Origin of the sequence: Nocardiopsis potens DSM 45234 (assembly GCF_000341105.1) — a bacterium.
Taxonomy (GTDB): Bacteria; Actinomycetota; Actinomycetes; order Streptosporangiales; family Streptosporangiaceae; genus Nocardiopsis_A; species Nocardiopsis_A potens.
The window spans coordinates 1-25,334 of sequence record NZ_ANBB01000038.1; the positions used below are offsets into that span (position 1 = coordinate 1).

The 25,334-nt window shown below is 73.3% G+C and carries 29 protein-coding genes; 12 read left to right on the forward strand and 17 right to left on the reverse strand.

Going from position 1 to position 25,334, the window contains the following annotated elements:
• Nucleotides 1–71 precede the first annotated feature (71 nt).
• The gene (locus tag D459_RS0114970; protein ID WP_017593825.1) at nt 72–935 is read right to left on the reverse strand and encodes a LysR family transcriptional regulator; all 864 of its coding nucleotides are present in this window, start codon (nt 933–935) and stop codon (nt 72–74) included.
• A gap of 151 nt (nt 936–1,086) precedes the next feature.
• Here D459_RS0114970 and D459_RS35005 point away from each other — a divergent pair, with 151 nt between their 5' ends.
• The 3 genes from D459_RS35005 to D459_RS31685 are packed head-to-tail and all read left to right on the forward strand — an operon-like array spanning nt 1,087 to nt 2,923.
• Entirely contained in the window at nt 1,087–1,521 is a 435-nt protein-coding gene (locus D459_RS35005; RefSeq protein WP_026120412.1) for a M20/M25/M40 family metallo-hydrolase, read from the forward strand.
• The gene (locus tag D459_RS36365; protein ID WP_017593826.1) at nt 1,464–1,712 is read left to right on the forward strand and encodes a hypothetical protein; all 249 of its coding nucleotides are present in this window, start codon (nt 1,464–1,466) and stop codon (nt 1,710–1,712) included. The genes D459_RS35005 and D459_RS36365 overlap by 58 nt, the downstream gene beginning before the upstream one ends.
• On the forward strand, nt 1,709–2,923 hold the full coding sequence (locus D459_RS31685; RefSeq protein WP_017593827.1) for an amidohydrolase: 1,215 nt from the start codon (nt 1,709–1,711) through the stop codon (nt 2,921–2,923). Before D459_RS36365 ends, D459_RS31685 begins: the two co-directional genes overlap by 4 nt.
• Nucleotides 2,924–3,301: 378 nt before the next feature.
• On the opposite strand, the gene cmr1 is transcribed toward D459_RS31685, so the two are convergent.
• The 9 genes from cmr1 to cas6 form a co-directional block, all read right to left on the reverse strand.
• Nucleotides 3,302–4,483 (reverse strand): type III-B CRISPR module RAMP protein Cmr1, encoded by a 1,182-nt coding sequence (gene cmr1, locus D459_RS0114990; protein ID WP_017593828.1) that lies wholly within the window; start codon nt 4,481–4,483, stop codon nt 3,302–3,304.
• 10 nt (nt 4,484–4,493) lie between these two features.
• A complete protein-coding gene (locus tag D459_RS35015) occupies nt 4,494–6,275 on the reverse strand; it encodes a hypothetical protein (protein ID WP_152522982.1) in 1,782 nt (593 codons plus the stop codon).
• 5 nt (nt 6,276–6,280) lie between these two features.
• On the reverse strand, nt 6,281–7,258 hold the full coding sequence (locus D459_RS0115000; protein ID WP_017593830.1) for a hypothetical protein: 978 nt from the start codon (nt 7,256–7,258) through the stop codon (nt 6,281–6,283).
• Nucleotides 7,255–8,397: a type III-B CRISPR module RAMP protein Cmr6 gene (gene cmr6 / locus D459_RS0115005; protein WP_017593831.1), complete on the reverse strand. Its 1,143-nt coding sequence runs from the start codon at nt 8,395–8,397 to the stop codon at nt 7,255–7,257. The genes D459_RS0115000 and cmr6 overlap by 4 nt, the downstream gene beginning before the upstream one ends.
• On the reverse strand, nt 8,384–8,818 hold the full coding sequence (gene cmr5 / locus D459_RS0115010) for a type III-B CRISPR module-associated protein Cmr5 (RefSeq protein ID WP_017593832.1): 435 nt from the start codon (nt 8,816–8,818) through the stop codon (nt 8,384–8,386). The genes cmr6 and cmr5 overlap by 14 nt, the downstream gene beginning before the upstream one ends.
• Complete coding sequence (gene cmr4 / locus D459_RS0115015; RefSeq protein WP_020380190.1) at nt 8,811–9,740, reverse strand: type III-B CRISPR module RAMP protein Cmr4; 930 nt, start codon at nt 9,738–9,740, stop codon at nt 8,811–8,813. The genes cmr5 and cmr4 overlap by 8 nt, the downstream gene beginning before the upstream one ends.
• Nucleotides 9,737–10,855 (reverse strand): type III-B CRISPR module-associated Cmr3 family protein, encoded by a 1,119-nt coding sequence (locus tag D459_RS0115020; RefSeq protein ID WP_017593834.1) that lies wholly within the window; start codon nt 10,853–10,855, stop codon nt 9,737–9,739. Before D459_RS0115020 ends, cmr4 begins: the two co-directional genes overlap by 4 nt.
• On the reverse strand, nt 10,852–12,747 hold the full coding sequence (gene cas10 / locus D459_RS0115025; protein WP_017593835.1) for a type III-B CRISPR-associated protein Cas10/Cmr2: 1,896 nt from the start codon (nt 12,745–12,747) through the stop codon (nt 10,852–10,854). Before cas10 ends, D459_RS0115020 begins: the two co-directional genes overlap by 4 nt.
• A gap of 63 nt (nt 12,748–12,810) precedes the next feature.
• On the reverse strand, nt 12,811–13,620 hold the full coding sequence (gene cas6, locus D459_RS0115030) for a CRISPR system precrRNA processing endoribonuclease RAMP protein Cas6 (RefSeq protein WP_081620580.1): 810 nt from the start codon (nt 13,618–13,620) through the stop codon (nt 12,811–12,813).
• A gap of 617 nt (nt 13,621–14,237) precedes the next feature.
• Here cas6 and D459_RS33665 point away from each other — a divergent pair.
• The 4 genes from D459_RS33665 (at nt 14,238) to D459_RS0115045 (ending at nt 16,109) form a co-directional block, all read left to right on the forward strand.
• On the forward strand, nt 14,238–14,594 hold the full coding sequence (locus tag D459_RS33665; RefSeq protein WP_017593837.1) for a reverse transcriptase family protein: 357 nt from the start codon (nt 14,238–14,240) through the stop codon (nt 14,592–14,594).
• Nucleotides 14,591–15,577 carry a CRISPR-associated endonuclease Cas1 gene (locus tag D459_RS0115040; protein WP_081620581.1) on the forward strand — a complete coding sequence of 329 codons (987 nt, stop codon included), beginning with the start codon at nt 14,591–14,593 and terminating at the stop codon, nt 15,575–15,577. The genes D459_RS33665 and D459_RS0115040 overlap by 4 nt, the downstream gene beginning before the upstream one ends.
• An 85-nt stretch (nt 15,578–15,662) precedes the next feature.
• Nucleotides 15,663–15,794, forward strand: a complete 132-nt coding sequence (locus D459_RS37570) for a CRISPR-associated endonuclease Cas1 (protein WP_152522983.1) — start codon at nt 15,663–15,665, stop codon at nt 15,792–15,794.
• A 132-nt stretch (nt 15,795–15,926) separates the two neighbouring features.
• On the forward strand, nt 15,927–16,109 hold the full coding sequence (locus D459_RS0115045) for a CRISPR-associated endonuclease Cas2 (protein ID WP_017593839.1): 183 nt from the start codon (nt 15,927–15,929) through the stop codon (nt 16,107–16,109).
• Nucleotides 16,110–16,734: 625 nt separating this feature from the next.
• Here the strand turns inward: D459_RS0115045 and D459_RS35020 are convergent.
• Nucleotides 16,735–16,968 carry a hypothetical protein gene (locus D459_RS35020; protein WP_152522984.1) on the reverse strand — a complete coding sequence of 78 codons (234 nt, stop codon included), beginning with the start codon at nt 16,966–16,968 and terminating at the stop codon, nt 16,735–16,737.
• 61 nt (nt 16,969–17,029) lie between these two features.
• Here D459_RS35020 and D459_RS0115055 point away from each other — a divergent pair, with 61 nt between their 5' ends.
• Both D459_RS0115055 and D459_RS0115060 read left to right on the forward strand, forming a co-directional pair.
• On the forward strand, nt 17,030–17,419 hold the full coding sequence (locus tag D459_RS0115055; RefSeq protein ID WP_026120413.1) for an ankyrin repeat domain-containing protein: 390 nt from the start codon (nt 17,030–17,032) through the stop codon (nt 17,417–17,419).
• Nucleotides 17,420–17,529: 110 nt separating this feature from the next.
• Nucleotides 17,530–18,012, forward strand: a complete 483-nt coding sequence (locus D459_RS0115060; protein WP_394296697.1) for an NUDIX hydrolase — start codon at nt 17,530–17,532, stop codon at nt 18,010–18,012.
• Nucleotides 18,013–18,072: 60 nt separating this feature from the next.
• Here the strand turns inward: D459_RS0115060 and D459_RS0115065 are convergent, their stop codons facing one another.
• Together D459_RS0115065 and D459_RS0115070 are read right to left on the reverse strand one after the other, a co-directional pair.
• On the reverse strand, nt 18,073–19,341 hold the full coding sequence (locus D459_RS0115065; protein WP_206540776.1) for an FAD-dependent monooxygenase: 1,269 nt from the start codon (nt 19,339–19,341) through the stop codon (nt 18,073–18,075).
• A gap of 282 nt (nt 19,342–19,623) precedes the next feature.
• Entirely contained in the window at nt 19,624–20,172 is a 549-nt protein-coding gene (locus D459_RS0115070) for a TetR/AcrR family transcriptional regulator (RefSeq protein ID WP_017593844.1), read from the reverse strand.
• Between the two features lie 141 nt (nt 20,173–20,313).
• Between D459_RS0115070 and D459_RS0115075 the strand changes: the two genes are divergently transcribed.
• The gene (locus D459_RS0115075; RefSeq protein ID WP_017593845.1) at nt 20,314–21,309 is read left to right on the forward strand and encodes an SDR family NAD(P)-dependent oxidoreductase; all 996 of its coding nucleotides are present in this window, start codon (nt 20,314–20,316) and stop codon (nt 21,307–21,309) included.
• Between the two features lie 78 nt (nt 21,310–21,387).
• On the opposite strand, the gene D459_RS0115080 is transcribed toward D459_RS0115075, so the two are convergent.
• The 4 genes from D459_RS0115080 to D459_RS36160 all read right to left on the reverse strand — a co-directional run bounded on the left by D459_RS0115080 (nt 21,388) and on the right by D459_RS36160 (nt 23,806).
• Nucleotides 21,388–21,729, reverse strand: coding sequence for a cupin domain-containing protein (locus D459_RS0115080; RefSeq protein ID WP_017593846.1), 342 nt, complete (start codon nt 21,727–21,729; stop codon nt 21,388–21,390).
• Between the two features lie 38 nt (nt 21,730–21,767).
• Nucleotides 21,768–22,040: an antibiotic biosynthesis monooxygenase family protein gene (locus D459_RS0115085; RefSeq protein ID WP_017593847.1), complete on the reverse strand. Its 273-nt coding sequence runs from the start codon at nt 22,038–22,040 to the stop codon at nt 21,768–21,770.
• A gap of 411 nt (nt 22,041–22,451) precedes the next feature.
• Complete coding sequence (locus tag D459_RS0115090) at nt 22,452–23,672, reverse strand: RNA-guided endonuclease InsQ/TnpB family protein (protein WP_026120414.1); 1,221 nt, start codon at nt 23,670–23,672, stop codon at nt 22,452–22,454.
• Nucleotides 23,669–23,806, reverse strand: coding sequence for a hypothetical protein (locus tag D459_RS36160; protein ID WP_169558460.1), 138 nt, complete (start codon nt 23,804–23,806; stop codon nt 23,669–23,671). Before D459_RS36160 ends, D459_RS0115090 begins: the two co-directional genes overlap by 4 nt.
• Nucleotides 23,807–24,127: 321 nt before the next feature.
• On the opposite strand from D459_RS36160, the gene D459_RS0115100 reads away from it, so the two are divergent.
• Both D459_RS0115100 and D459_RS0115105 read left to right on the forward strand, forming a co-directional pair.
• Nucleotides 24,128–24,571: an SRPBCC domain-containing protein gene (locus D459_RS0115100; RefSeq protein ID WP_017593850.1), complete on the forward strand. Its 444-nt coding sequence runs from the start codon at nt 24,128–24,130 to the stop codon at nt 24,569–24,571.
• The gene (locus tag D459_RS0115105) at nt 24,568–25,191 is read left to right on the forward strand and encodes a dihydrofolate reductase family protein (RefSeq protein WP_017593851.1); all 624 of its coding nucleotides are present in this window, start codon (nt 24,568–24,570) and stop codon (nt 25,189–25,191) included. The genes D459_RS0115100 and D459_RS0115105 overlap by 4 nt, the downstream gene beginning before the upstream one ends.
• Nucleotides 25,192–25,334 lie beyond the last annotated feature (143 nt).

The following is a 25,334-nucleotide window of genomic DNA, read 5'->3' on the forward strand; positions in this document are numbered from 1 at the left end:
GCACAAGGCGTTCAACCATCGACACACGGCCAGGCTACCGAGAATCCAAATGAGATGATCTCTAACGCGCCTCAGGGCACCGTGACGGCGTCCGTGAAGGCTTGGACGGCGGTGTTGTCGTCGCTGCCGGTGCGTGTGGACAGGGTGATAGTGCGCGCTTGCCCCGTAGGGACGAGGCGGATCGCCGGCGAAGGGGCGTGGGCCAGTCGCGGCAGGAACGCGGCGGCGTGCCCCCTCGCGGCGATCGCCGCGTGGAGGCCGAGGTCGGCGGTCTCGTACCGGACGTGAGGTTCGAAGCCTGCGGCACGGCAGGTCGCGATGGTCCAGGCGCGGGCGGCGGTGCCGGGGGGCTCCATGCCCCAGGGGGCGTCGGCGAGGTCGGCGAGGCCGCGGGCGGACCAGTCGGCCGGGATCGCGAGGAAGAGGGGGTCGTCGGCAATGGCCCTGGTGGTGACGCCGGGGTGGGGTGCGGGCGGGTTTCCGGGATAGTCCTCGGAGAGGACGAGGTCGAAGTCGCGGGCCAGCAGTGCGGGGATGGCGGCCTCGGCGTTGAGATGGGCGAAGGTGACGGTCAGGCGCGGGTGTCGGTCGGTGAGCCGGTCGATGGCGTCCAGGACGAGGGTGTGGGCGGCGGTCTGGAAGGTGGCGACGCGGATGGTGCCGATGATGTCGGTGCGGCCGGCCGCGATGTCGGCTTCGGCCCGTTCGAGTTCGCGCATGATGGTCTCGGTGCGGGCGACCAGCATCGCGGCGGCGGGAGTGAGTCGCACCCCGCGCCCGGCCGGTTCCAGCAGGGGCGCCTTGACTTCGCGTTCGAGGATGCCGAGCTGGTGGGAGACGGCCGAAGGGCTGTAGCCGAGGGCGTCGGCGACGGCGGCGAGGGTGCCGCGGTGGGACAGCTCTCGCAGCAGGCGCAGCCGGTGCAGGTCGTACACGCACCCTCCCGGGCCTCTGACCGATTCATCGATTTTCTTCACCGGTACCGGTTCGAATCATGCCATCGCTCATGGAGTCGTGCGTGCCTAGCGTTGGTCCGGACGGGCTCCTCGGCCCGGCCTTCGGGCACATCTCGGCAGGGAGGACACCATGGCCTTCTCCGATGCGGTCACCGCCGCCCCGGCGGAGCTCGCGATCGACGGGGACCGCTTGTGGGCGTCATTGATGGAGCTGGCGCGGATCGGCACCTACGACGACGCCGAGACGGGCCTGACGGGGGTGGACCGGCGGTCGTTGACCGACGAGGACGCCGAGGGCCGGCGCCTGCTGGTGCGGTGGATGAGCGAGGCGGGTCTGGAGGTCGCCATCGATGAGATGGGCACGGCCAGCGCGTTCGACGGCTGCCTGGGCGTGCTCGGCGCGCTGGAGGTCGTCCGCTCGCTCAACGACCAAGGCATCACCACCCGGCGCCCGCTGGTGATCGCCGCGTTCACCGAGGAGGAGGGGGGGTCCGGTTCGGCACGGACATGCTCGGCTCGGCGGTCGCCGCAGGCCGGCTCACCCTCGACTACGCCTACGGCCTGACCGACGCCACCGCCGACCTCACCGGCCTCGGCGTGGACTCCGGTCCCTGCGGCGCGGCGGCGCTGGCCGCGCTCCGCACGGCCGCCGCCGACGACGACGGCCAACGCACGCTGCTGGGTCTCGGTCCGGATTCCGTGGTCGTGCTGCTGAGCACCGAGGGCAGCGCGGCGAACCCCAAGGGGGCCCGATGACGGCCCCGCAGGAGCCGAGCGCCAGCCCGCCGGGACCGCCCGGCCCCGGCGGCGCGCCGCCGACGCCCTCTCCGGTGGTCTCGTGGCGCCGCCGCCTGCACGGGATCGCCGAGACCGCCTTCGAAGAACACCGCACTGCCGAGTTGGTCGCCGAGGTGCTGGGCTCCCTCGGTATCGCGGTGGCCACCGGCATCGGCGGGACCGGGGTGGTCGGCACTCTCACCCGCGGTACCTCCGGTCGCGCGATCGGCCTGCGGGCCGACATGGACGCACTGCCGATCCGGGAGCGCACCGGGCTGCCCTACGCCTCGCGCCACGAGGGGCGCATGCACGCCTGCGGGCACGACGGCCACATGGCCATGGTCCTCGGAGCGGCCGCGGCCCTGGCCCGCGACGAGGGCTTCGACGGGACCGTGCGATTCGTGTTCCAGCCCGCCGAGGAGCCCGGCAAGGGCGCTGCGGCGATGATCGCCGACGGCCTGTTCGACCGGTTCCCGATGGACGCGATCTTCGGCCTGCACAACATCCCCGGCATCCCCGCAGGCCACCTGGCCACCCGCCCCGGGGCGATCATGGCCGGGGAGGACGACTTCGCCATCACCGTGACCGGCAGGGGAGGCCACGCGTCCGCGCCCCATCTCGTGGTCGACCCGCTCGTCGTGAGCGCGCACATCATCATCGCCCTGCAGAGCATCGTGGCCCGCACCGTCGACCCCCTCGAGCCCGCGGTCGTCTCGTGCACGGACCTCGCCACCGACGGCGCCCGCAACGCCGTCCCGACCACCGTCCGCATCACCGGTGACACCCGGAACTTCAACCCCGAGGTCAGTGAAGTGCTCGAACGCCGGATCCGCGACATCGCAGAACACACCGCCCGCGCCCACGGAGCGGCCGCGGAGGTCACCTATACGAGGGAGTTCGGTACTACGGTCAACCACCCGGACGCCACCGCCGCGGCCGTCCGCGCCGCGCGGCGAACCGTCGGCGAGCACCGGCACGACCCGGACACGCCGCCGATCACGGCCAGCGAGGACTTCGGCGCCTACGCCGACCGGGTACCCGCGAACTTCACGCTGATCGGCAACGGAGCCACCGGAGAGCCCGGAGGCGTCCCCCTGCACAGCCGCGACTACGACTTCAACGACGCCGTCCTGCCCACCGGAATCCGCTACTATCGGAACATCGTCCACCAGATGCTCCGACAGGCCTGAACCACGCCTCCTCCCCCGCGGCGGCGAGGGCGCACGTGTTCACCGCCCCCAAGAACCGCGGCGCCGCCGACGGACATGCCCCGAGACGGTGGAGGCCGTGCGCCCGCGCACGCCGATGCAGGCCCGCATAAGGCCCGGGGCGGTTCCCGGCGAGCAGTCCGTACTCAAGTGTGTCCGGCGGAGCTTCCGGAAAGGCGCTCAGCCGTGCTGCACAGCCCGGCCGTGCTTCCTCTTGCGCCCCCTGGGCCGGGACGCGGCCCCGAGGTGATCCGCCGGGTGCCCTACGAATGCTTCAAGCGTCCACTTGACCTGATCGGACTCCGCTGGCCGGCAAAAACGCTTGGCCGCACAGGTGGGATGCGCTGCTCGACGGGAGAGTCATGAAGAGAGGGATTTCAGCCACTCCCGGGTCCGGTCGCGGACGTCGGTTTCGTCCACGCGGAGGTCCCTGGGCCCGCGGCCTCCGATCAGGCGGGTTTTCAGGTTCTCCTGCGGAGGGAGGAAGACGCTGTGGAAGGCAAAGGAGAACAGGCGCCATTCGCGCTCGTCCGGGTCCTCGATGAACCTGAACCACAGCGGTGAGGCGCGCCGGAGCGGCTCCTTGTCCTTGTAGGCGTTGACCCCCGCGATCTTCTTGAAGTTCACCGGGAGGCCCAGCGCCCCCAGCGGGAAGCGGTCTTCATTGCCGTGGACGACATTTCCGTACTCGGCGGTCTTGATGGGCGGGTCGTACCCGGGGTCGTCCGAGCCGTGCGGGCAGGGGGCTCGGAAGCGGCGGTACCGCTCCCCGGCCTCGGCGGCGAGCTCGCGCCAGTCCCGGCCGGTGAAGGCGCTGAGCGCGGCGGTGGTCGCCCCCGGCCCCAGGGTGGGGTAGAGCGGGGTCTCCGGCTCGCCGCCGGCGCCGACGGGCTCCGGGACGCGCAGCAGGTCGGCGCAGTCTGCGAGCGGGCCGGTCACCGGGAGATGGTCCAGGTCCCGGTAGTGTTCCGGGCCCGGGGTGTCCGCGCAGCCCTTCCAGATGTCGGGCAGGTAGCCCTCCAGGTGGGTCAGCCGCGCCCCGCCGAAGCCCTTCCTGGTACGGGCACCGAACCCGCCATAGGTGCAGGCCAGCCAGAGACTCGCCATGGTCGGCGCGTCGATGTCCGGCTCTTCGGAGAACCGGATCTTGAGGATGAGGCCGCCCCCCGGTCGAGTGTGCCGGCGGGTGAAGGTGCAGGTTTTCTCTGTGGAGTCGTACTTGGCGAGGCCTTGCCCGAGGAGGTAAGCGACCCCCTGTGCCTCCTTCCCGACGATCGAGTCGTCCAAGGCCTTGCGCATGAAGGAGTCAGCCGGCTGGTTCGCCAGCCGCATCCGGACCGGGCAGGCGCGGTCGGTGCTGCCGAAGATCCGCTGCTCCTCCCTGGCCAGCGCGTGGACGTCATTGCCGATCCGGGTCCCGGCCAGGGCGCGGAACCAGTAGCGCATCGCGCCGCGGATCGAGGCGAGCCTCAGCCCGGTGGTGCGGTCCTCGTGGGTGAACAGGGGCGTGGTGACGGTCAGGCGGAAGGTGGTCCAGGGCATCGTGTGCTTTCTACCTTTCGGAGCGCCAGCGCCGGTGGGCCAGAGGTGCGGTGATCGGCTGGTCGTCCCAGAGGATCTGGGAGAAGACCCCCGCGGCCAGGCACCAGGCGGTCGCGGCGGCCAGGATCGCCCAGGGCTCGCCCGGGGTGCGCGGAGGTTCCCCGTTCTGGCCGCCAGAGGGGTTCTCGGAGGGGGCGGTCTCCTGCCCAGGCGCGGAGGCCGCCTCCTCCCCCGTGGTCCAGGCGATGCGGAGCCGGTCCCCGTCCTCGGAGAAGGCCGGGGCGATGACGGCCATACCGAGCAGGGCGATGAGGAAGGCGTGCGCGGCACCGGTCAGGGCGACCACGAGGGCGCGGCCGAGGATCCGGCCGGCGGCCTTGGACCGCGGGCCGCCCTCGTCAGGCAGCTGCCCGGGGTTGTGGTTGCGCGCCTCGATGAGCAGATAGCCGCAGGAGGCGCCCACCAGCAGGACCACGACCCAGATCAGTCCCCACCCCGGGGTGATGGCGGTCCACCAGTCCGGGTGCAGGGCGACGAGCACGATCAGCCCGAGGGCCGCCGCCGCAGGCAGGCGCAGCATCAGGGGCATCGCCCACAGCCGCCCGCACAGCAGGGCGCCCGCCCCGATCAGCACGTAGACCGAGCCCGCCAGGACCAGGGCGGGCCAGTAGGGCATCCACTCCGCGGCCAGCGCGGCCACGGTGGCGGCCAGCGCCAGCAGCGCAACACCCCCGACCGCGAAGAACAGGAGGTTCGGTGGGCGCCGGAACCACGCCCGCTTCTCTTCCCCCGACCGGCGCGGCCCCAGCACGGCGGCCCAGGCCCTCCCGATGGCGAACCGGGGCAGCAGGTACTGCTCGACGACCTCCTCCAGCACGGCCCGGTCCGCCGGCGCCGGGGGGATGGCGACCGAGGAGGGCCGGCCCTTGGAGGGGCGTCCGGATCCCGGCCGTTCGGATGGGGCGTTTTCTTCCTTTTCCTTCTCTTCTGCCTCGGTCTCCTTCTTCTCCGTCCGGTCCGACCGGTCGGCGGACTTCGGCTCGGGCGGGCAGGGATCGGCCAGCACCAGGACGTTCCCGGAGAACCCGCCGGTGAACGCCAGCGCGCGGACCTCCTCCTCGACCGCGAGCGGCGGGGCGTAGTCGAGCAGCGGCACCGACTGGTACCCGTTGAGGCGGGCCCGCCAGATCTCCCGCGCTTCGCGCGTCCGGCGGATCAGCTCCACCCCGGCCTCGTGGCCGAACACCTTGGCCAGGTCGCCGTTTCTGGTCCAGTCGTCGACGTGCCAGGCGGAGTGGCCGAGGTGGCGGAAGGGCTCGGACAGGGCTAGGAAGCGGGTACGGGCCGCCAGCGGCTCCAGGTGGCGGTGCGGCCGGGCCTGCGGGGTGTCGCTGTGCAGGTACTCCCAGAGCAGTTCGACGGTCCCGGTGAAGATCCGCCAGCGCTCCTCGTCCTCCAGCTCCGGCCGATTTTCGAGATCGCCGGTCAGCAGCGCCTGGAGCCGCCGAAGGGCCTCGCCGGGCCGGTGCAGCAGCGCCCGGACGCTGCCCGGATCCTGGTCGAAGCACTCGGTCAGTGTGCCGAGGACCCTGGTCAGGGCGATCCGAGCGTTCTGGGTCCGGTTGACGGCCCGGAACACCTCCCCCAAGAGCCCTTTTTCCCATGCCAGGTCGTCATTGCTCCGGGCGGCCTGGTCGCGTCCGGCGTCGGCGGTCGCGCCGAAGCCTTGGGCGAGGCGGTCTGCGAGGCCATCGCTGAGGGGGCCGATGTTCTGGTGGGTCTTCTCGGGCACGGTGCTCACGCTTCCGGCCGGGTCTTCCTGGGGAAGAGCCGGCGCAGAGCGTGCCCGAAGGGGGTGAGCCTCCAGTTCACCCCGTCGTCGTCCTGCTCGTAGGCGAAGCCGTCCAGGGGCTGATCGTCGGGTGGGGCCTTCCTGAAGTACCCGTTGTCTCCGGCGTCGGCCAGCTGCTTCTCCAGCAGGGTGGCGGGCAGGTGGCGCAGCGGCAGTTCGACCGCGCGCTGGTCGGGGTCGAGTTCGTGCACGGCGTAGGCCTTGACCTTCGTCGGACCGCGCAGGCTGCGCAGGGCCTCGCCCAGCCCCAGCAGGAACGGCAGGGCGGCCTTGAACCCGCCGGACAGGTGGAGGGCGGCCTCGGTGTCGCCGGGGCGCAGCAGCCGGTCCACTCCGCGGCCGATGTCGCCCAGGCCGCGCATGGCCTCGGTGAACCCCTCGTCGTTCCCGACGTCCAGGCCGGGCAGCCGGGCGATGACGATGTCGCCGCGCATCGCCGCGATCTCGTCGGAGGGGTCGTGCAGGTAGCGGACCCGTTTCAGGTCGCCTCCGGCCAGCGCGGCGGCGTTGAACAGCGCCGCGCGCAGGCCCCTGCCGGTGTCGCTGGCGAGCAGGACGACGGTGTCCGCCGGCGGGATGCCCGAGCCGGACCGGTGGACGGCCAGGGCGGTCAGCTCTGCGCTGGCCCGGGCGGGCCAGTTCTCGGGTTCGATCTCCTTGAGCAGCTTCTCCAGGCGCTGCCGTTCGGTCCCGGAGCCGGGGGCGGTGACCTCGCGCAGCCAGGCGGCCTGCTTCGCGCTCTCCTCGGCGGGGAACCCTTCGCTCTCCGGGTCGCGGAGCTCCTTCTCTGCCGCGCGGATCCGCTTGGCCAGGGCGCGGTCGATCCCGAGCCCGTCGATGAGCTCCTGCCGGCCGCGCTGGAGGTTGTCGAACAGGCTCACACCGACGCTGACCAGGTGCACGGTGCGGTGCTGGGTGGTCACCGCCGCCTCCTCTTCTTCTCGTCCGTCTTGCCTTTCCCGCCACCGCCGGCCTTGCCCTTCTTGCCGCCGGTGCTCTTCCAGGTCGGGGCGGTGTCGGCCTCGGTGCAGGTGAAGTAGCCGTAGCCGGCGGTGGTGCGCCCTCCGGTGCCGATCTCGTCCCCGGCCGCTTTCAGCCAGTCGGCGACCGTGTCCAGGTCGTCGGGGTCGGAGCCGAGCAGGTCGACCCGCAGGTCGCCACTGACCGACAGGAACGGCACCGGCACCGGGTTGTGGTGCTCGGCCGGCGGGCGCGGGTCCTCGGGTGCGCCGCCGCCGGGGCGGGGCATGGTGTCGGTGTAGTAGGGCTGCTGGTGCGGGGTGATGACGTCGCCGTGCACCTCCACCGGCCTTCCGTCGGGCAGCGCGTCCAGGAAGACCACGCCGCCCCTGCCTTTGCGCCCGTCCCCCGGCCGGGAGCCTTCAGAGGACTCGGCGGACGGGGCCCTGTCCGGCGGGGCTTCGGAACGCTCCCGCTCAGGCGGCCGCTCCTCACCCGCCGGGCCCGCGGGGCGCTCCTCCGGAAGCCGGGGGTCCCCCAGCAGGCGCCGCACCAGCGCCGCGTCGGCGCCCGAGAGGCGGGCCCCCGCCGCGGCCAGGCCCTTGAGGGAGGACGCCGGGATCACCGGCCAGCCGTAGGTGCCGTGCAGGGCCATGCCGCTGTCCAGCACCCCGTACTGCAGGCCCAGCCCGGTGACCAGGCGCCATTCGGGGGACAGCCGGAGCCGCCGGTGGGCGCGGGAGGCCCCGGTCCACCGCTCCACCAGGGCCTGCCGGCGCTCCAGCACGCCCTGCAGCAGGGCGGTGTTCTTCTGCCCGGCCCCCGACCCGGCGGCCCACCGGTGCAGCGGGGCGTGGACCTGCACCGCCCGCTGCCTCCCTTGGGCGTCCAGGGCCGATGAGAAGGACAGCCGGCGCAGCACGACCAGGGCGTTGGCGTCCCCGGCCGGCTCCCGGTCGCGCTCGTAGAGCAGGACTCCGGGCCTTCCGCCCTTGGGCTTCCCGGCGCGCAGGCGCAGCCGGGCCCCCAGCGGCCCGTCCGCGGGGAGGACGGCGGCCTCGTCCTCTTCCGCACCGGGACCGGTGCTCCTAGCGTGCGCCATCGTCCTCTCCCTGCCTCCTCTTCTCCGGTTTCTCGCGGAGCGCGTCGGCGAGCCGGGCCAGCCACACGGCCAGGGCGTCGACCTCCGCCGAGGCCCGGGCGTACTCGGCCGGTTTCGCCTTCGCCAGCTCCGCGAGGAAGGCGGTGGAGTCCATCTCCGGAGGCGCGGACTTGAGCAGCCTCCGCTGCGCCACGTGCGCGGCGATCTTGTCCGCGAGCAGGCGGTAGGCGCGGCTCAGCTCGTCGGCGGGCTCCTTCTTGGCCTTGGAGAGCAGGAAGGCGTAGGTGGCGGCCAGGCCGCCGCCGCGCAGCCGGGAGGGCAGCTGGCGCATGCGGGTCCGCAGCTCCTGGCCCACCTGCTCGGGCAGGACCTCGTGGGCGATCCGCGCCAGGTTCTGGTCGACTCGCCGGGCTTCACTCACCGGGCACCGCCTTCACCAGGCGCGACCAGACCAGGCCCTTGCCGAGGGTCTCGTCGCCGCCGATCTGCAGCACGGTCTTGTCGAGCAGCCCGGTGAGCCTGCTGCGGTGCTCTTCGGTCGCGTCGCGGTCGCGCAGGGTCAGCACGGCGGCCAGCAGCGTCTCGGCGGGCAGGTACTCGCTGGTGAAGGGGCCGTTCTCGACGGTCTTGGTGTCCGGGTTGAGCTGGACGCGCACCGACTGCTCGGTGCACTCGCGCAGGAGCTGGCCCATCACGTCCTCGCCCAGCACCAGCAGGTCCTCGCGGAGCTTGTCGGCGAAGACCTCCAGGTGCGGCTCGTCGCCGATGCCCTCGGCGGCGATCACCTCGGCCCAGGCGGAGGCCGGGTTGGCCTGGCCGTTCTTGGCCCGGTCCACCCGGACCAGGCACGGGCCGAGCACCTGCTCCTCGTCCTTCCAGGTGTCGGTGGCGCACACCCCCTCGGCCGGCCTGACCTTCGGGACCGGGGGCGGGGTGCGGTGGATGCGGGCGTGGGCGTACTTGCGGGCCAGCCTGCTCAGCGCCAGCGGTGAGGTGGCCCAGGCGAAGGTGCGGTGCAGGGTCGGGACGGGGAGCGCGACGAGCTGGGCGTCGCCGACCGACAGCATCCCGGCGCTGGGGTTGACGCCGGGGCCGTTCTCGCCGCCGACCGCCCTGCCGAACACCTCGTCGAGAAGGGTGGGGCCCTTGCCGTTGCGGTGCTCCTCGTGCCAGCCGGCGTCGTAGGCGGCCTGCCGCAGTGCGCCCTTGAGGCTCTGGCCCCACACCAGCGGGTAGCCGGTGGCGGTCTCGCGCTGGATGGGCAGGTCCACCGACCCGTCGGTGTCGGCGCCCCCGGCGTGCAGCGGAGACTCGGTGTACAGGTAGAGAAGGAAACTGGTCACGACCACACTCCGGTGAGGACGACGCCGAACCCCGCCGTGTCCAGGCGCGAGCGCTCGCCCGTTTCCCGGCGTGCGTAGGCGGCCGGGGACAGGGCGCGGCCGTGCTGCGCGGCGGCCCAGGCGGCGGCGTCGTCGGTGTTGGGGAATTTCAGCAGGTAGACCGACCCGGGCGGGACGGCCCAGTACAGGGCGCGCCGGCGTTTGAAGGTGGCGTGGTCGCGCCCCGGCGAGGCGGTGGCCATCGGCAGCGGGTCGCCGACCACGGCGGTCTCCAGGACCGCGTCCTCCGGCAGCGGCGGCAGCCATCCCCGCTCCCACACCGCCGGGGTCGCGGTGTACACCAGCACCCGCCCGCCGGGGTAGGAGGTCGGCGCCTCGGGCCAGGCCAGCCCGGGGGCGGGGGCGACGTCGGCCATCCGGCTGAGCCCGCCGAAGCGGAGCGGGCCGAGGCCCTCCTCCAGGCGCCGCTCCTGGTCGCCGACGGGGGTCAGCTCGGCGGCGAACGCCCAGTCCTCGTCCAGGCGCAGGTGGGTGGTGCGGTAGAGCAGCCCGCCCTTGACGGTGCGGGCCTCCAGGTCCAGCCCGACCCCGATGCGGGGTTCGGCCGCCACCGGGTCGGCGGTCCGGTCCAGGGCGGAAAGGGAGGCGGCCCTGCCGGGGGCGATGAGGTCGCCGTGCAGGTAGTCCTGGAGGACCGCGCCGGGCACCAGCCCGGTGAGGGGCTCGGGCTCCTCCGCGTCCTCGGGGACGGCGGGCGGGCGCAGGTCCGGCGCCCCGGCCCGGTCCAGGTCGCAGACGGCGCTGGCGTCCTCCGGCCCCTCGGGCAGGCACATCCGCCACACGTCGTGCTCCCGGTCGACGACCAGGTCGGCGGGGACCGGCAGGTAGGGCTCCCATTGCTCGCCGTCGCAGTGGGCCAGCACGGGGCCGCGCACGCTCTCCGGTTCGCCCATCCCGGCGGCGAGCGCGCCGGCGACGGTGGACGGCCAGGGCCGCACGCTGTGCGCGACGCCTCCGGCGCCGGCGTCGAAGGAGCGGCCGTCGCGCACCTGCACGGTGTCGTGCGGGCGCAGCACCACCCACCGGTCGCGGGAGCGGTCGTGTCCGCCGGTCATTCGTCCTCCCCTCGCAGGAACAGGGCCAGGCGCACGGCGTCGGGGTCCACCAGGCGCCGCGGCGGCGCCATCCGCCGCAGCGCGGACACCGCCCGGTCGGCGAAGGCCTCCCGCGCTTCCCGGTCGATCCGGGCCCGGGCCTCGGCCGACCGCCGCCCCTGTTCCCCGCCGGCGCCCTCCGGCCGTCCTTCCGCCGCCGGGGCCAGGCGGGTGTGGCGCAGCACCAGGCGGCGCATCTCCGCCTGCGCGATGCGGGGCGGCAGCGGGGCCCGGCGCCCGTCGGCGCCGCCGTCCAAGTGGTCCCGTTCGGCGACCAGGTCGCCCAGCAGCCGGGGGGAGAGCCGCACCCGGGCGTCGCCGTCCCGGGGGACGAACACCCGCAGCGCCTCCTCCGGGGGCATTCCGCCGCCCGCCCAGTCCAGGACGCAGTCGGCCTCGGCGCCGCTGTGCCGGACGAACCCGGCGCCCAGGTGGTTCTTGCCCGGCCGCTGCTTGGCCTTCTCCAGCAGCTCCCGGGCCCGGTGCAGGGCCTGCTGGAGCGAGGAGTCGTGATGGAAGAAGAGCAGCCCGGTGCTGGCGGCGGGCAGGCCGAGCGGCACCGCGTCGCGGCAGGCGCGCGCGGCGTCCACGGCCCTGGCCGCCGGGAGCAGGGCCAGCAGGTCGTCGCCGCCGGCGTAGACCACCGTCCCGCCGGCGCGCTGCACGGCGGCACGCTGGTCCGAGGCCACCTCGGAGAGGCGGCGCGACACGTCCGCGTGCGCCTCCTCGGAGACCTCCAGGAGGCCGCCGTCCTGCGCGGGATGCTTCCCGGACAGGTAGCGGCCCATGTGGTCCAGGTCCTGCGCCAGCACCGCCAGGTGCGGGGAGGGCGGCGGGACGCCGAGGGAGGCCATGGCCCCGGCCAGCGCGCGGGCGGCCTGCCACCCCTCGTGCACCGCGCTCGCGAACGCGGGGTCGTCGCGCTTGCGTGCGGCCTTGCGTCCTCGCCGGGACGCGTCGCTCTCCTCCCCGGAGAACTCGTAGGCCAGCGCGTCCAGGTTCCACGCCTGAGGGAAGACCCACCGGCCGCCCCGCTCGCGCAGCCAGGCGGCGTCGGAGTCCCCCGGCACCTTGGGCAGCCACTTCAGCGGCGCCTCCCGCACCTCGTCGGCGCCCAGCTCTCCGACGCACATCCGGAGCAGCCCGACCGCGTCGGCGACCGCCTCCCCCTCCGCCCAGTTCTCCAGCACCCGGGCCCGGTAGGGGGCCGAGGCGATGGCGTTGGTGGAGGGGAAGCCGGCCTCGCGGCCCGCCCGGGTCCTCTGCCACAGGCGCTTGACCCAGCTCGCGGCCGCCAGGTCCTCGCCGGCCAGGTGCGCGGGGGTCTTGTCCGGGGGCGCGACCGAGCGCCACCGCGGCGACAGCAGGCACAGCTCTCCCCCGCCGTCCGCGGGCTGGGCGAAGTCGCGGATGTTCTTGCGCCGGGCGAGCAGCCGCTGGGCCCGCGCCCACTGCTCCGGGTAGTCCCCGGCTTCCGCCGGGACGCTCACCCAGTGCACCACCGGCCACCCGGGGGTGTCCGGCATCGGGCGGCCGAACACCTCCTCCACCCACCCCTTCCAGGCGGTGTCCAGGTGCTTGCGGATCCGCTCCGCCGCCCCTGGGCCGGTGCCGGCGGGCAGCAGCGCGACGACCCGGTTGGGCATCCCGTCGTCGACGCCCCGCATGCGCCCCCGGGCGGGCGAGGGGAAGACGATCCGGGCCTCGTGGTCCTCTGCCAGGCGGTGCACCGCCTCGGTCGCCAGGTGGGCGATGATCTGGCTGGCCGAGCGCAGGTCGGCGGTGGTGCGGGACTCCTCGATGTAGTTCTGTACGCCGGACAGGGCGATGACGACCAGGTCCCGTCCGGTCATGGGACCCTGATCCAGGGGCGCGGGCCGATCGGCCCGGCGGTGCTGGGGTGCATCGGTCTCTTCTCAGTCGGTCTTCTCTTCGGAGGGGCTTTCGCCGGGGGAAGGGCCTGCGCCGGGGCGGGCGAGGCCGCGGCCGAGGCGGACCCGGATGTGGCCCAGCCCGTGCGTGGTCTGCGCGCCGACCCCGGCGAACTCGCCGAAGGACCACAGCGCGGCGAAGGCCCGCCGGGCCTCGGGGGAAGCAGAGGAGGGCAGGCCGAACACGGCGGCCCCGGTGAACCCGGTGCGCCGGTGCCGGCCCGTCCCCGCGGTCCGGGTGGCGATGTCGTGCCGGGCCAGGTGGACCGATCCCATGGCCTCGTCCACCGCCCGCACCGGCAGCGGGCAGGGGCTGAACGCCGCCCACCGGCGGGCCAGCCCGCCCAGCAGCAGCTCGGGGTCGGGCAGCGGGAACTGCCGCCCGCCCCGGTTGACGTAGGCCGGGGTCGCGAACTCCACCCGCGCCTTCACCGCCGGCGGCGCGGCGGCCAGCTCCGCATACGGCACCGCCCGGCGCGCGGCCGGGGCCAGCCGCAGCGGACGGGAGACCAGCCGCACCGGGGAGCCCAGCCGGGCGGCCAGGTCGGGCTCGCCCGCGTCGTCCAACCAGCCCACCACCAGCACCCGGTCCGGGGCCCGGGCTGCCGCGGAGGAGGCGGGGGCTAAAGGAGACGAGGCGGGGGAAGGGGACAGGGCCGCCGCGAAGGGCTTGGTCTGGGCGGTGTGGTCGCTACCGGGGGATTCGACCAGGGCACAGGCCAGAGCGTGCAGGTGGACGGGGGCGACATCGGGCGGGGGCTGGGGGGTAGGGGTGAGTGTCCACTGGGTGGGCACACGTTCTCCTCTGGACTTCTTCTTGCCTCGGGGGGCCGGGGCGGCGCACACGCCGGTGGCGTGGTCACCACTCTCCGGAAGGGTCACCGTAGCAACGCGGCGACCCGGCGTCAGGGTGAACAGGGGACTCTGGCCGGTTTCGGCATAGGGGCAGCGGCGGGGCCTCCCGGGTGAGAGACTTATCGGCCACACGCGGGCCTTGGAGTCCCGGGACGGCGGGCCTGTACAGCCGGACCCGGCGGGCACTGGAAACCCGGGTCTGCGTGCAGAGCGTTCGCGCTGGCCAGAGTCCCGCGAAGGAGGAATGCGGCATGGGTCGCACGACTTTCAAGGGGACTGCTGCGGGGCGCGCGCAGAGCGGGTACATCACCGCAGGCCAGGACCCATGAAAACCTGGAAGGGTTCCAAAGGACGTCAAAGCCCGAAGGGCATGGAAACCCTCAAGCTTATCGGCGATCCCCACCAACAGCCACGTTCCGAAGGACGCCAAAGCCCGAAGGGCATGGAAACTTGTCGCGCTTGGGTCCCATTGGCGGCTTGTCGTTCCGAAGGACGTCAAAGCCCCAAGGGCTTTAAACGACCAGCCTCCCCAGCACCCTTCCCAGGAGGTGACTCGGTTGGGAGATCTGCTCCGCCAGGTATCCGACAGCGAACGCCTTTTCTCCGCCTGGAATGAAGTACGAGACAACGACCCGGAAGACGGCGTCAAATCCGACCAGGTCCGCGACTTCGAACGAGGTGCCCTGCGCAGCCTCACGGAGCTGAGCGAGCAATTACTCTCGGGCGAGTACGCCCCCAGCCCGGTGACGGCCATCGAATTCCCCAAACCCTCGGGCGGCACCCGGCTTCTCGCAGTGCCTGCCGTCCGGGACAGGGTCGTGGAGCGCGCGGTACTGGAGGTCGTCGAGACCTACCTGGACCCCGTGCTGTCCCCGTGGGGGCTTCGCCTACCGGTCCGGGCTGGGCGTCAATGACGCGATACGCACGCTGGTCCAGGCCCGGGGAGGCGGGGGCACGGTGGGTGGTGCGCGCCGATATCGCCGACTGTTTCGAGCAGATTCCCCGCTGGCCGGTCGTCACCCGCGTCAAAGAGCTGGTTCCCGACGCCGAGCCGTGCCTGCTCATCCAGCACCTCATCGCCCGGGACGCCACCGGCCCGGCTGCCCGCCGGGTGTGGTCGGGACGCCGACGGAGCCGGGGCCTCTACCAGGGCAGTGCGCTCTCCCCTGCCTTGGCCGACCTCTACCTGGGCGCCTTCGGCAAGGCCATGCTCTGGGCAGGCCGCCAGGTGCTGCGCTACGCCGACGACTTCGCGATCCCCGCCGGCTCTCGCACCGAGGCCGAGAGCGCCCTGACCACGGCCGAAGATGTGCCGGCCGAGTGGGGGCCGGAACTCAACGGCGCCAAGTCCCGGATCGTCTCCTTCGATGAGGGGGTCGACTTCCTGGGGCGCACGGTCGGTTCACAGGACGGGGCGGCCGGCAAGGACCGGGCCAGTCCGTCGAAGGCCACCGTCTACGTCACCACCCCCGGCGCCCTGATGCGCAGCAGGGGCGAGCGGGTGCGGATCGAGCACGGCGAGAAAGTACTGCTGAGCAGCGGGCTCAAACGGATCCGCCAGGTCGTGGGGGTGGGGCGGATCGGGTTCAGCACCCCTTTCCTGCACCGGGCCCTGCGGCAGGGTGTGGAGCTGGTGCTGCTGGACGATCTGGGTCGTTTCCAGGGGCGACCGTCCCGAGCGCTGGGCGGGGGCGTGCACGTGCGCGCGGCACAGTACGAAGCGGCACTGGACGGGGCGCGGGCGGTGGGCTTCGCCCGGTTGTTTGTCGCGAGCAAGCCGGCCAACCTGCGCACCGCACTGCTGCGCGCCTCCCGATCGGTCAACGCTCCCGAAGCCACCGCTGAAGACGCGGCGCGGTGGCCGAGCGCTTGGCCCGGGCCCGGTCTGAGGCTATAGAGGCCCGCGGCCTGGCCGAGCTGATGGGGCATGAGGAGGCGGCCCGCAACTATTTCGCCTGCTGGGGGCGGATGCTCGCTCCGGAGTGGGGGGTCGCCCACCTCCGCCGGAACCCGCCCCGGACCCAGTCAACGCGATGCTGTCGTTCGGATATATCCCGCTGCTCAACGACACGGTGGTGGCCTGCCACCTCGCCTGTCCTACCGGGCGGCGCTGACCGCCCAGGCCCGGCTGCTCGCGGACGTGCTCGCCGGACGCGAGGACACCTACCGGCCGCTGGTCCGACGACGAACGGCGCCAGGCCATCTCGGAACTGCTCTCGGGGTACGACCCCAGGGGGCAGTAAAGCGTGTTCGAGGTCGTGGTGGCCTCCCCGCACGCTTTCCAGGAGCTGCACCGGGCGCTGACCGAAGCGATCGAGCCGGAGGAGGACCAGGTCCGGGTTTACCCGCTGCGCGTTCCCGACCTGGACAAGGTGCTGGTGCTGGGCAACCGCAGACTGGAGGAGCGGGAGGATTTCTGGATCGTGTGAAGGGCGGCGTGTACAGTCGATCTGCCCCAAGGGCGAGAATCCGGGTTTGCGTGCAGAATGTCCCTGCTGGCCCCCCTTCTAAGGAGAAAGAATATGGCGTGAGTCACGACCCCAGGGACACTCGGAAGGCAAGGGCGTGCAGAGGCTGTGCATCACCGCACCTCAGAGCCCATGAAAACCGGGAAGGGTTCCAAAGGAAGCCAAAGTCCGAAGGGCACGGAAAGCTGAAAAGGGGAACTGAAATCTCCATTCTTGCACTGTTGCCCCGAAGGATTTCAAAGCCCAAAGGGCATGGAAATCGAGCAATGTAGCCAGGAGTACGAGTGTGATGATGACTCCGAAGAACGTCGAGCCTCGAAGGGCATATGAAGATTCTCTGCCTCCTCCCAGAGACCCTCAGCTGTGGCATATATTCCGCTAACCAGGTAGCAGAAAATTCCTCTTCTCTGGCTGGGATGAAGCCGCGAAAACAACCTGGAGGACAGCGCCGCATCCGCGCTTGGTTCATTCTCGGCGCGGTCGGTAACCGCTACAGGCCGCTGGATTCACGGTCACTCTCTCCACCCGACGGCCCGGCCCCGCGCCCACCGGTCCGGCCGCCTCGGCCCTGTGCCGCCGGGGCCGGTCAGTCCCCTTCCGGCGAGGCGGCCGTCCCGTGCTCTCGCACCAGTTCTGCGACCCGCTGCGGGGAGACCCGTGCGGCTTCGGCGAGGACCTCGTAGGGCACATCCGGGGCGGCGCGCGCCATCTCGACGATCTTGGTGTCGACGGCGAAGCGGGCCTCGGCCGCCAAGTCCTCGTATTCCATCCGGTCCACGGCCAGGCGCCTGAGCAGCGCCATGTCCTCTTCCCAGGGCATGGCGCCCAGTGTGGCACGGCGGCGGCCGGTCCGGGCCTGTTCCTCCCCTAATCTGGGGGGTATGAGTGGTCTTTCCGAAGAGCAGGTGGAGCGCGTCGTCGCGCTGGCCATGGATTTCGCCCGGCAGGGGCGCAGCGGTGAGCTGGTGGAGTTCCTCGACCACGGGCTGCCGGTCGACACCCGCGACTCCGAGGGCAACAGCCTGCTGATGCTGGCGGCCTACCACGGCCATGCGGAGACGGTGGCGGCCCTCATCGAGCGGGGGGCCGATGTGGACCTGCGCAACGACCGGGACCAGTCGCCGGTGGCCGGGGCGCTGTTCAAGGGCGAGGGCGCCGTGGTGGCCGCGCTGGTCGAGGCCGGCGCGGACCTGGACGCGGGCACGCCCAGCGCCCGGGCCGCCGCCGAGATGTTCGGGCAGACCGGGCTCCTCCCCCCGAAGGGCGACTGACCCGCGGGCCGCGCTCCGGCCCCCGCCGGGCGCATCCGGGACCGGCCGTGTTCGCGCCGATCGCCGGTGTGAACGGGCGCGGGGAGCGCCCGGTAGTGTCCGGCGGGGAGGTGCGGGGATTGAGTTTCCGGCTGGCGGCGTACGCCGTGTGCATCGAAGGCGGGCGGGTGCTGCTCGCCCGTTCCGTGTCGGTCGAGGGCGGATCGGTCTGGACCCTTCCGGGCGGCAGGGTCGAGCACGGGGAGGACCCCTTCGACGCGGTGGTCCGGGAGGTCGCCGAGGAGACCGGCTGCGATGCGGTGGTCGAGCGCCTGCTGGGCGTGGATTCGCGGGTGATCCCCGCGGCCGAACGCACCGTCCCCGGAGGGCCGGAGCACCAGAACGTGGGCGTCTTCTACCTGGCCCGCATCACCGGCGGCCGGCTCCGGCCCGAGCCGAACGGTGAAACCGCGGAGTCGGTGTGGACTCCGGTCCCCGAGGTCGCCGGCCTGTGCCGGTCGTCGCTGGTCGACGTCGGCCTCGCCTTGGCGCGGACCCTTCCGGCGACCGGCCACGTCGATCCCGTCCCGGTGGGCGGGCTGATCCGGCACTGACGGGCGCCGGGGCCCGCCTCTGCGGGGTGGGTGCCGCAGCCCCGGAGAGGCGGGCGGTGCTCAGGGCGCGCCGTGCGCCGTCGCCGGTTCCTCGGCGGGCGCCGAGGAGAGCGGGATCGGGGTGAACATCTCGGGCTCCTCGTCCGGGGTCAGTGCAGTGGGGCCGTACAGCCAGTCGGTGAAGGAGTAGTCGTAGGTGTCGCGGGCGCGCAGCAGGGTGTTGCGCCGCTCGCGGGCAAGGCCGTCGAGGTGCCACAGCTCGCCCCAGGCGCGGGAGGTGGTCAGCACCCGGCGGCAGTGCTCGGGGCGGACGGCCCCGTAGGCGGCGAGCGCGGCGTCCCAGTCGACCGCGCCGCCGGCGGTGCGGTTGCGGGCGGCGTGCTCGCCCAGCACCCAGCCGTCCTCGATGGCCATGATCGCGCCCTGCGCGATGTACTGCAGCGGCGGGTGCGCGGCGTCGCCGAGCAGAGCGATCCGGCCGTGCACCCAGTTCATGACCGGGTCGCGGTCGAACATCCGCCACCACCGGTCCCGCCGCATGAACGGCAGGCCCTCCCGGACGAAGTCGCAGGTCCCGGCGAAGGCGGCGTCGAGTTCGTCGGGGGTGCCCCAGTCCCGGCGGCCGGCCAGGGCCTTGGGCGATTCGAAGACGGCGACCTGGTTGAGCAGTTCGCCGCCGCGCAGCCCGTAGTGGACGAAGTGGCAGCCGGGGCCGACGTAGACCGCGACCTCGCCCAGGTCGGTGGAGCGCACCCGCGGGTGCCCGGCGGGGACGGTGCCGCGGTAGGCGACGTAGGCCGAGGAGACGGGCCGGTCGCCGATGAGCAGCTCGCGGGCGGTGGAGTGCAGGCCGTCGGCGGCGATCACGAGCCCGGCCTCCAGCGCCTCGCCGGAGGCCAGGGTCACGCGGGCGCCGCCCGCGGTGTTCTCGTAGGAGGCCACCCGCGCGCCGTTGACCAGGTCGGCGCCGGCGCGCTCGCAGGCGCGCAGCAGCAGGCCGTGCAGGTCGCTGCGGTGGATGACCAGGTAGGGGTGGCCGTAGCGGTTCTCCAGGTCTCCCAGGTCGAGCCGGGTCAGCTCGCGGCCGTCGACGGCGTCGCGCATGACCATCGCCTCCGGGACGACGCCCAGGCGCTCCGCCTCCTGCAGGAGGCCGTGGTCGTCGAGGATGCGGGTGCAGTTGGGGGCGAGCTGGATGCCGGCGCCGACCTCGCCGAAGGCGGGGGCGCTCTCCAGCAGGCGGACGCTCTGGCCTTGGCGGGCCAGCGCGAGCGCCGCGCCGAGGCCGCCGATGCCGCCGCCGGCGACGATCACATCGGGTCGGGACACGGGGGGTCACCTTTCAGGGCCGGGGCCGGGGTCGGGGGTCTTCCGGGTCGTCGTCTCGGGTTCTCGGGGCGGAGGAGGGGCGGCCGCCGGCCGTCCGGCGGGGCGGGGCGTTCCGGCCGGCCGGTCTTCCGCGAAGGGGCGGTAAAGGCGAACCGGCCGCGCGGTCTTTTTCCGGGCTTCGGGGTCCTCGGGGCGGGCGGTTCCTCGCCGCCGGCGCCCCGGCAGCGCGCCTTCGCGCCGTCCGGGCCCCCTCCGGCCCCTTCCGGTCCCGGCCGGGGCCGGTCAGGGGTTTCGGCGCAGTCCGGCGAGGAGGACGTCGACGAACAGGCCGCGCTCGTCCCCGCCGGCGAGGCGGACGGCGTACTCGATCCCGCAGACGAGCCGCTCCACCTGGTCGCCCGTGAGGTCGTCCCGGACGGCCCCCGCCCGCTGGGCGCGTTCGAGCACTTCGCGCAGGCCGTCGAGGGTCTCGGCCTTGAGCGCGGCCACCTCCGGGCTGGCGTCGTGCGCGGCGAGCAGGACGGCCTGGAGGCCGCCCGACTCCAGGTGCAGGTCGACCACGGCGCGCAGTCCCGCTTCGAAGGCGCGCCCGGGGTCGGGGTCGGCGGCGGCCTCGCGCGCGATCGCGTTCAGCCGCTCCAGGGCCTCCCGGGTGAGCTCCTCCACGAGGGCGTGCGCCGTGGCGAAGTGCCGGTAGACGGTGCCCACGCCCACGCCCGCTTCGCGGGCCACCTCGTTGAGGCGCAGGTCCTTGGGGTCGGCCCGGCGGGCGGCGGCCAGGATGCGCTCGCGGCTGCGGGCCGCGTCGGCGCGGAGCGGGGGCGGGGTCATGCCCGGATCCTATCCGCGCCCGGGAGGCGGGCCTCGCCGCGGCGCGGACACCCCCTTCAAAACGGATAGGTCATCCGTTTAGTGTTGGGACCGACACAAGCGGATGAAGTATCCGCTTTTTCTGCGAGCGAGGAGAAGGCCATGGCGCGCACACCGCGGAACACGCACAGGACACCGGAGGCACCGGGGGAACCGGTCCCGTGGGACCCGGCCGGCCTCCCCGACCAGAGCGGGCGCACCATGGTGGTCACCGGCGCGACCTCGGGCATCGGCTACTTCGCCGCCGAGCAGCTCGCCGGCGCCGGGGCCCGCGTGGTGCTCGCCGGGCGCTCGCCCGAGCGGCTGCGGACCGCCGAGGCCGCGATCCGCTCCCAGGTCCCCGGAGCCTCGCTGGACCGGCTCGTCGTCGACCTCGCCGAGGCGTCCTCGGTGGCGGCCGCATCCAGCGCGCTCGCGGGACTCGACCGGATCGACGGGCTGCTCCTCAACGGCGGGTCCATGGCGATGAAGGCCGCCGAGACCACCCGGGACGGCCTCCCGATGCAGCTCGGCACCCACCTCGTCGCCAACGTGGCGCTCACCGCCGGGGCGCTGCCCGCTCTGGCGCGCACCGGGGAGCGGAGCGGCGTCCCCGCGCGGATCGCGCACACCTCGACGGGCTACGTCGACCTGCTCCGCAGGCCCGTCACCGACCCGCTCCGCACCTCCCGGATCGGCGTGGTCGCCTACACCAGGGCCAAGGCCCTCACCGAGGTGTTCGGGGCCGAACTCCACCGGCGGCTGCGCGCGGCGGAGGCCCCCGTGCTGTCCCTGGTGGTGCGCCCCGGCATCGGCACGGACGCCCGCACGCCCCACCGCCCGGGGATCCGCGACCGCACCGTTCCGCTGCGGCGCAACCCCTACACCCCCTGGGCGCAGGGCAAGGACGCCGCCGCCTGGCCCGCGGTCCGGGCACTCACCGACCCGCGCGCGCAGGGCGGCGAGTTCTACGCTCCCGAGAACGGTGTCCGCGGCCTGCCGGTGCGGTTCGAGCCGCGCTGGACCAGCCCGCCGGACCTGGTCGACGGCCTGTGGCGCCGGTTCGAGGAACTGGCCGGGGTCGCGGTCCCCGTCCCCGCGGCCGCGCGCCCGGACTGATCCGCCGGGCCTCCCGCCTCCGGGCGGGGGCGGGAGGCCCGGTCCGGCCCGGAGGGGGCGGGACCCGTTCCGCGCCGGTCAGTGGGCGGGCACCGACACGCAGACCAGGGTGGTGTCCTCGAGCGCCTCGACGGTTCCGGGGGCCTGTTCGGGGACGTGCACGTAGTCGCCGGTGCGCGCCGTCACGGCCCCGCTCCCGGCGCCCACCCGCAGCGCTCCGCCGAGCACCACCCACACCTCGGCGTAGGGGGCCGGCAGGTCGGCGCGCGCGCCCGCGCCGAGGAACGACGTGTAGGCGCTCATCGGCCCGCCGGCCTCTGCGTCCAGGCCGGGCGCGATGAGGATCCGGTCGCCGAGGCGGACGGCGTCCTCGCCGATCTGCGAACTGAACCTGCGGGCCTGCGGGGGTGTGGCGGCCATGGCGGACCTCTCTTGTTTCTCTGCGTTCTCTGCGGTGGTCAGGCGTCGAGCTCGGCCGCGGCCGCGGCGTGCACGGGCGGCTCCCGGAGCCCGAGCCGCCGGGCGATGGCCGGGACCTCGGGGTCGGCGAGGAAGGCCTCGTAGTCCTCCGCGTCCCAGTCGAAGACCGACCACACCCGGTGCGCGTCCTCGGGGTCAAAGTAGGCCCGGGCGCTCCGGCAGCCGTGCTCGCGCCGCTTTTTCACGCCGATGGTCGTGAAGACCTCCAGGAACCGGTCGGGGTCGGAGACCCTGGCGATGGTGACGATCATTGCCCGCTCCTCAGCACCGTGGACGCCCTCTCATCGGTCGGTCGGCATCGTAGGACTTCGACTTAACTGGAGGTCAACCGCCGGCGGCGGCCCCTGGAGAAGGCACGTCCGCGGACGTGCTCCGCCCGCCCTCCCGGCGCGCTCCGGGCGCGCCCGCAGGACGCCCGCGGGGAGCGCTTCGCCCTTGCGCCGGGCGGACCGCCCCGCAATATTTAGCCTCATGGCTAACCATTCGGAGGAGCTCGACGGGGTCTTCGTCGCGCTCGCCGACCGTTGAGTGAATCTCAGCGTTCCTCTCGCTGGTCCTCTTCCTGCTTCACCGACCGCCGCCGACTCCGAAGAGCGAGGTCTCACACGGTCTCCACGAGGCGTTTCTCCTCTCCGGGCAACTTCCCGGCGAGGGCTCCGATGTCAGGCGGTGCTCTCTTCGAGCATTCTGGCGAGCAGGTTGCCCGCCGCATTGCGGTCCCGGTCGTGCACGGTGCCGCAGCCGGGGCAGGCCCATCGGCGGTCGGCCAGGGCCAGGGCGCGGTTGATCCGCCCGCAGTTCCCGCAGGTCTTGGAGGAGGGGAACCAGCGGTCGGCCTTCCACACCCTTGAGCCGTACCAGCCGGACTTGTACTCCAGCTGGCGGACGAACTCGGCGAACCCGGCGTCGGAGATGGCGCGGGCGAGCCTGCGGTTCCTGGCCATGCCCTTGACGTGCAGGGTCTCCACCGCGACGGCCGACTTGGTTCTCGCCGGCCAGGTGGTGGTCTGGTGCAGGAAGTCCCGCCGCCGATCGGCCACCCGCAAGTGCAGCCGCCCGACGCGCTCGCGCGCTTTTTCCCTGTTCTTGGAGCCCTCCGCGCTCCGGGCCAGTCTGCGGCCGGCGCGCTTCAGTGCCCGCTGGGCGGCCTTGAGCGGTCTGGGGGCGCGGACCTCCTCGGTGGTGCCGTCGCTGCTCTTGATCACGGCGAAGGTCTTCAAACCGAGGTCGACCCCGCACGCCGGGGCACCCGCCTCCACGCGGCGGCGCTTGTCGACATCATCGCGGTCCACTTCGATCTGGAAGGAGACCCACCACCGCCCGGCCTGCTCGCGGATCGTGGCGCCGAGGATCCGGGCGGAGCCGGTGGCCATCCGCTCCACCAGCCAGGACATGTCCTCACGCACCGCCACCTCCCCGATGGCGGGCAGGCGCACGGTGCGGGCGTCCAGGGGCCTGGCGCGGTCGGCGTCGTAGCGGAACCGGGAGCCGTGCTTGCGCCTGCGCCACCTCGGCCAGCCCACCCGGGCCCCTTTGCGTTTGCCGTTCTTCGACTCGAAGTAGTTCCTGATCCCGGCCGCCCGGACCCGGCATGCCTCCTTGGGGATGCGGGAGGACAGCCTGTCCTGGGAGAACCAGGGGTAGCGCTTCGGGTGGGCGGCGTGCCACTCCCTCTCCAGCGCCGGGGCCGACCACGGCACCTTGGTCAGGTCCTCGCCGGTGATGCCGTAGGTCTCCTCGGCCTTGCGCTGGGCGTACTTCTTCCGCACGGTCTCCAGGCAGAAGTTCTCCACCACCCGCGACAACCCGCAGTGCCGCCCCATGGCGACCGCCTGCTCCCCGGTGGGCGCCGGCTCGAAACGCAACCCCTGCTTATGGCTCACTCGACGTTCTCCGCCGCCGCGAGGGCCTTCACGGCCCGGCCACGGGCCCGCCTGCCGTACAGACGGGTGCGAATCGATGCCGCTGCATCGGTCATGTCATACACCGTGTCCTCTTCCGCCCCGCCTTCGCCCATGACCCGCAGACTACGGTCCGGCACTGACAGTAAAGCCTCGATGCACTCCGGGCCGACTTCGAAGGCGGCCTCAACCGCGGGCGGCCTGTCTCCAGGGGAGGGAAGGGAAAGGCCTGCCGACGTCTTCGACCGCCGGCACGGCCGTCTCGCCTTCTTGCGTCCGTTTTCAGGCGCTCTGATGGTGAACGCTGTGGATGCGCGCCCGACCTCTGAGTCACACGCTGAAGATCATGGCAGAGGGGCGCTGATCAACGCTGATGAATCGGCCGGCAGAATTCAGCCCCCGCGACCGCCCCCGAGCTCGACCTGTCCCTCCAGCGCGTGATCCGCGCCCCGCGGCACCGGATCTGGCGCGCCTGGACCGATCCGGCGCTCCTGCGGCAGTGGTGGGTGCCCGCGCCGGCGACCGCGCGGGTCGACCTGCTCGACGTGCGCCCCGGCGGCGGCTTCGTCACCCGCATGAGCGACGGCGGCCGCGACTTCGCCCCGCACACCGACGGCGTCTTCCTCGTCGTCGAAGAAGGGCACCGGCTGGTGTTCACCAACGCGGTCACGAGCGCGTGGCGGCCCGCCGCCCCCGAACCGGTCGCGATGACCGCCGAGATCGTCCTCGGCGAGCACTCCGACGGGACCGATTACCGGGTGACCGTGCGCCACGGCGACCCGGAGGCCCGCGCCCGGCACGAGCGGCTCGGCTTCTTCGACGGCTGGGGGTCCGTCACGAAGGCCCTCGCCGCGCTCGCCGAGAGCGGGGCCGGGGCATGAGGATCGCGATCACCCAGTTCGTCACGCTCGACGGCGTCAGCCAGGGGCCCGGGTCGGCGGAGGAGGACCCCGGCGGCGGCTTCGAGCGCGGCGGCCGGTTCGTGCCCCACCTCGACGGCGCCTTCGTCCGGCAGGCCTCCGACTGGCTCGACCGCGCGGACGGCCTCCTCCTGGGGCGCCGCACCTATGAGGCGTTCGCCCGCGACTGGCCGCGGATCACCGACCCGGACCCGTTCGCGGCCCGGATGAACGCCCTGCCGAAATTCGTCGTGAGCAACACCCTCACCACGGGGTCCTGGGCCCCGGCGACGGTCCTCGGCGGCGACGCGGTCGCCGCAGTCGGGGCGCTCAAGGAGCGGCCGGGCCGGGAACTCCAGGTGCACGGGAGCGCCCGGCTCGCCTCCTCGCTGCTCGCGGCGGGCCTGGTCGACACCGTGCGGCTCGCCGTCGCGCCCGCGGTCATCGGCCAGGGGCGCCGGCTGCTCCCGCGGCCGGACACCGACATCGGCCTCCGGCTCGTCGAGCACCATGCGACCCCGACCGGGCTCCTCGTGCTCGAATACGCGGTGGCGGGGCCGGCGCCCCGCGCCGACTACGCCGGCGCCACCGGCCTCCCCTGAGGCCCTGGGCGCCGCGCGCCCTCCGCCGGCCGGGCGGGCACGCCGCTTCGTCCGGCGGCGAGCGCGGCGGCCGCCCCCGGGCCCCGTTCCGGGCGATGGAATACCATCCTTGCCCATCGACGCGCTCGGACCGCGGCCGAGGA

Coding starts and splice junctions, on each gene's coding strand:
- D459_RS0115080 (WP_017593846.1), bottom strand. CDS start 21,729: ATGGCCGCCACACCCCCGCAGGCCCGCAGGTTCAGTTCGCAGATCGGC.
- D459_RS0115040 (WP_081620581.1), top strand. CDS start 14,591: ATGACGCGATACGCACGCTGGTCCAGGCCCGGGGAGGCGGGGGCACGG.
- cmr6 (WP_017593831.1), bottom strand. CDS start 8,397: ATGGCGCACGCTAGGAGCACCGGTCCCGGTGCGGAAGAGGACGAGGCC.
- D459_RS35020 (WP_152522984.1), bottom strand. CDS start 16,968: ATGCCCTGGGAAGAGGACATGGCGCTGCTCAGGCGCCTGGCCGTGGAC.
- D459_RS0115075 (WP_017593845.1), top strand. CDS start 20,314: ATGGCGCGCACACCGCGGAACACGCACAGGACACCGGAGGCACCGGGG.
- cas10 (WP_017593835.1), bottom strand. CDS start 12,747: ATGACCGGACGGGACCTGGTCGTCATCGCCCTGTCCGGCGTACAGAAC.
- cmr1 (WP_017593828.1), bottom strand. CDS start 4,483: ATGCCCTGGACCACCTTCCGCCTGACCGTCACCACGCCCCTGTTCACC.
- D459_RS35005 (WP_026120412.1), top strand. CDS start 1,087: ATGGCCTTCTCCGATGCGGTCACCGCCGCCCCGGCGGAGCTCGCGATC.
- D459_RS0115055 (WP_026120413.1), top strand. CDS start 17,030: ATGAGTGGTCTTTCCGAAGAGCAGGTGGAGCGCGTCGTCGCGCTGGCC.
- D459_RS0115105 (WP_017593851.1), top strand. CDS start 24,568: ATGAGGATCGCGATCACCCAGTTCGTCACGCTCGACGGCGTCAGCCAG.
- D459_RS0115070 (WP_017593844.1), bottom strand. CDS start 20,172: ATGACCCCGCCCCCGCTCCGCGCCGACGCGGCCCGCAGCCGCGAGCGC.
- D459_RS31685 (WP_017593827.1), top strand. CDS start 1,709: ATGACGGCCCCGCAGGAGCCGAGCGCCAGCCCGCCGGGACCGCCCGGC.
- D459_RS36365 (WP_017593826.1), top strand. CDS start 1,464: ATGCTCGGCTCGGCGGTCGCCGCAGGCCGGCTCACCCTCGACTACGCC.
- D459_RS36160 (WP_169558460.1), bottom strand. CDS start 23,806: ATGGGCGAAGGCGGGGCGGAAGAGGACACGGTGTATGACATGACCGAT.
- D459_RS0115085 (WP_017593847.1), bottom strand. CDS start 22,040: ATGATCGTCACCATCGCCAGGGTCTCCGACCCCGACCGGTTCCTGGAG.
- D459_RS0115020 (WP_017593834.1), bottom strand. CDS start 10,855: ATGACCGGCGGACACGACCGCTCCCGCGACCGGTGGGTGGTGCTGCGC.